The following is a 2,430-nucleotide window of genomic DNA, read 5'->3' on the forward strand; positions in this document are numbered from 1 at the left end:
CGGCCAGCGGCTTATCTCCTCCAGCGTAAGCGGGGAGATGCTGACAAGCGGGTGATCGTTAGGGATCAGCAGGCTGTGATGCCAGCGGAACCAAGGGAAAGCCACCAGCGCCGGATCGTTACTCAGACGTTCACTGGCGATACCGATATCCGCCCCGCCGTTATGCAGCAGAGATTCTATCTCCTGCGGCGTCCCCTGAATAAGCTCAAGGCGCACCTCGGGAAAGAGTGCACGGAAGGATTTGATCACCGGCGGCAGGCTATAACGCGCCTGGGTATGGGTGGTGGCAACGGTTAAGACGCCGGACGTATCATTGGTAAAGAGATCGGCGAGCCGGCGAACGTTGCTCGCCTCATTAAGGATCCGTTCGGCAATGACCAGCAGCGCTTTGCCTGGCTCAGTCATACCCAGCAGACGTTTCCCGCGACGGATGAAGATCTCAATGCCCAGCTCCTCCTCCAGCTCGCGGATATGACGGCTGACGCCGGACTGCGACGTATAGAGCATGTTAGCGACCTCTGTCAGGTTGTAATCCCGACGTGCCGCTTCACGAATTATTTTTAGTTGCTGGAAATTCATCCTACCCTCCAGAGCCTTCAGACATGTCACTATTGTTAAAGTCTGAGGCCCGGCAGGACAAATAATAAAAACCAGCAACTTATGCTATTTAGGAATAACTCTAGCCCACGAGCAGCAATTCCCGATTCTCCAGCGTAGGTCGGCTGACCAGCGACATCAGAATATCTTTCACTGCCTGCGCCTGGGGCGACAGCGAGCCGTGAGCAGAGGTATTCAGGGAGAGCGGGAGACTCATGGAAGGCGCAGTAATGCGCGCCATCCAACCGTTTGCCGCGGTACATAATGAGCGAGCAGCGGATTCAGGCAGGACCGTCACGCCCATTCCGCTGGCAATAGCGGCGGTTAACGTGGTGATGGATTCAATCTCGCCAATAATTTTTGCCGTCAGGCGACGCAGTGAGAACGCTTCGTCAACCCGCAGGCGCACCGCGCTGTAGTCACGGGGCAGGAACAGATTCATCTCCGCCACGGCAGTAAGATCGATGCTCTGCCCAGGGCAATCCCGGGTGCCTACCAGGTAGAGATCTTCTTTCAGCAGCGGCTGGCTGGCGATGCCCGCAGACGGCGCACGCTCATACAGTACGGCCATATCGAGCTGGCCGCCGAGCAGCTTATCATTAAGATCGCTGCCGCTGTTTTCATGTAGATAGACCATCACGTCCGGCAGCTCATTGCGTACGGCCTGCAGCAGCGGCATGGTAATGGATGAGGCTGCTGTGCCCGGTGCCAGGCCAATCGCTACCTGTCCGCGCAGCGTTTGACCAACATTATTGACCGCTAGCTGGGCCTGTTCGCACTGGCGCAGAATAGTGCGGGCATGCGTGTAAAGGATCTTCCCGGCTTCGGTCGGGGTCACACCGCGCTTGGTGCGGATTAACAGCTGCTGATCCATCTCACCTTCAAGCGTGGCGACCTGCTGGCTCAGCGCGGGCTGGGCGATATGTAATACTTCAGCGGCCTGGGTCAGGCTACCGATATCGACGATTTTTACGAAATACTTCAGCCGTCTTAAGTTCATTTTGCCTCCGGTACTCAACGCATTGTTGAGTGCTTGTCAGTGTCTTGTCGGAGGAGTTGCAAGATGCTTGCCAGTTTTAAAAAGTGGTTTTAATTCTATCTAACAGGCTGGATTATAAGAGTTTCTGATTACCTTCCTAAGACTCTGCCCTAATAACGGCTTTTTATCCTGCCCCATAAGGGGTAGAAATGCACCGAGGTGGTGCACAACCATTGCTTTTGCTGATGAATACACCAGATTGCTGCAAATCTCAGCAAACGATCGTATGAAGTGCATCAAGGCTTTGACAAGCGGATCAGCCGCCGCTACTATTCGCCTCGTTCACACGATTCCTCTGTAGTTCAGTCGGTAGAACGGCGGACTGTTAATCCGTATGTCACTGGTTCGAGTCCAGTCAGAGGAGCCATATTTAAAGAAGCCCGCTTTTTAGCGGGCTTTTTGCTTTTATGCGTCAATATCTTCCGGTAATCCAGCGGTGTCGTTCTCATCCTCCGCTACCGTAAACCATGAGTACCACGTATTACGCCGCAGGTGGCCTTTCGCCGTTACCGTGCGGATATTGCGACCCAGCGCATCGTAATACAGCGTATCGCTATAGCCCTGGGTCCGCATGGCGGCATCGGTCACATAGAGCCAGCTGTCGAGGAAATAGGGCTGATAGCTGCGCACCACCTGCCCCTTATTGTCATACTCAACCCGGCCAGAAATAGCCCAGCGGGGGGCGGCATCGCTCTCTGTGGTATCCACCTCTCCATCCTCTTCCCGATGCCAGGCTTTCCCGTCCGGCACCAGCATGCACTGCTGGAGTGGTCGACCAAAGCCATCGCTGTAGG

Annotated in this window: 2 protein-coding genes, 1 tRNA gene and 1 pseudogene; 1 reads left to right on the top strand and 3 read right to left on the bottom strand. The window is 55.1% G+C overall.

What is annotated here, in order from left to right; genetic code table 11:
- Positions 1–579: LysR substrate-binding domain-containing protein (locus FN633_RS09285; protein WP_154058888.1), on the bottom strand; the 579-nt coding region annotated here is incomplete at its 3' end.
- A 100-nt stretch (positions 580–679) separates the two neighbouring features.
- Positions 680–1,597, bottom strand: coding sequence for a nitrogen assimilation transcriptional regulator NAC (gene nac / locus FN633_RS09290; RefSeq protein ID WP_154057512.1), 918 nt, complete (start codon positions 1,595–1,597; stop codon positions 680–682).
- A gap of 330 nt (positions 1,598–1,927) precedes the next feature.
- On the opposite strand from nac, the gene FN633_RS09295 reads away from it, so the two are divergent.
- Positions 1,928–2,003: transfer RNA gene (locus FN633_RS09295), tRNA-Asn, on the top strand.
- A gap of 38 nt (positions 2,004–2,041) precedes the next feature.
- Here FN633_RS09295 and FN633_RS09300 read toward each other — a convergent pair.
- A pseudogene (locus FN633_RS09300) lies at positions 2,042–2,430 on the bottom strand (hypothetical protein); the annotation flags it as partial.

Source organism: Pseudescherichia vulneris (genome assembly GCF_902164725.1).
Taxonomy (GTDB): Bacteria; Pseudomonadota; Gammaproteobacteria; order Enterobacterales; family Enterobacteriaceae; genus Pseudescherichia; species Pseudescherichia vulneris.